This window comes from Synechococcus sp. R55.7, from assembly GCF_047461955.1.
Classification (GTDB): Bacteria; Cyanobacteriota; Cyanobacteriia; order Thermostichales; family Thermostichaceae; genus Thermostichus.
Genome location: NZ_JANSIC010000118.1, coordinates 7,475 through 8,548, shown reverse-complemented (window position 1 = coordinate 8,548; position 1,074 = coordinate 7,475). Strand labels below are relative to the sequence as shown.

Below are 1,074 nucleotides of genomic sequence, written 5' to 3'. Positions count from 1 at the left end.
AGCCTTCACCTTCTCCTTCTCCAGAAGGACGGTCTCCTGCAGAACCCAAGCCGGAGTCCAGCCCCGAGGCTCAGGAGAGTGAGGCTACAGAGTCTCCTAAGCCAGAATCCCCAGCCCCCCAGCCAGGGGATCCCGGCGGACCGACTCCTTCTCCTTCCCCCAGCCCCTAGGGAAAACTCGATCCAGACCCCGAACAGGCTCAATAGTGTTTTAAGAGCTTCCGATCCCTTAATACCTACTAAATCTAGTGGGCACAAGCGGGGCAGGATGTTAAGCTACTGCCAGTTGCGACCGGATGGGATCCATGAGCTCAACCTTGCAGCCGTTCCTGCATTTGTTGCAGAGGAGTTCCTTTTGGGGGGTGTTGATAGCCGGTGCCGTTACCCCGGTTGCTGCTCAGCAGTTCGAGTTCACCCCTCAGCCGGTGCCCCCCAGGGGGGATCCCGTCCCTACCCTGCCCTTGCTGAGCCCTCCGCCCTCCCCCGGCTCTGCCACGGCCCTGCCACCGGTACCTCAGGTGCCGCAAATGCCGCTGGATCCCACAGCTCCGGCCTTGGATCCGATCCCGGTGGTGCCCGTTCAAGCGGCCCCAGGTGGACAACTCCCCCAAGGCGAGGCCTATTCCTATCAACGTCGGCCCGACCTCAGCCCAGGTGGGGATCTCCCTGGAGCCACGCGGGGCGAGCTGCCTGCCGGCACCCGTATTCTCCTCACGGTCTACCGCCCCATCACTTTCCAGCCCTACCAGGCCATTAACGGCCACCTGGAAGTCTCCGAGCCGGTGGTGGATCGCTTTGGCCAGGTGGTGATCCCGGCAGGGAGTGTAGTGTGGGGCACTTTTGAGCCGGTTTACCGAGAACTGAAGTTGTCTGGCCGGGAGGCGGAGAGCGCCGATCCCCAAGAGCGGGTCGTCGGCAGCCGCTTTGTGGCCAACCGCCTCACCATCGGCTCTTCCACCTACTTGGTGAGAGGCCAATCTGCGCCGCTACCAGTCGGGTTGGATCGCAACGCCGATGTCGGCACAACTGTAGCCCGCGGGGCAGGCTATGGGGCAGCAGGTGGGTTGGCCTTGGG

The 1,074-nt window shown here is 63.2% G+C and carries 1 protein-coding gene; it reads left to right on the top strand.

Going from position 1 to position 1,074, the window contains the following annotated elements; genetic code table 11:
• Positions 1-304: 304 nt before the first annotated feature.
• Positions 305-1,074 (top strand): hypothetical protein (locus tag NW820_RS07735; RefSeq protein WP_414407152.1); only part of this gene is annotated, 770 nt, incomplete at its 3' end.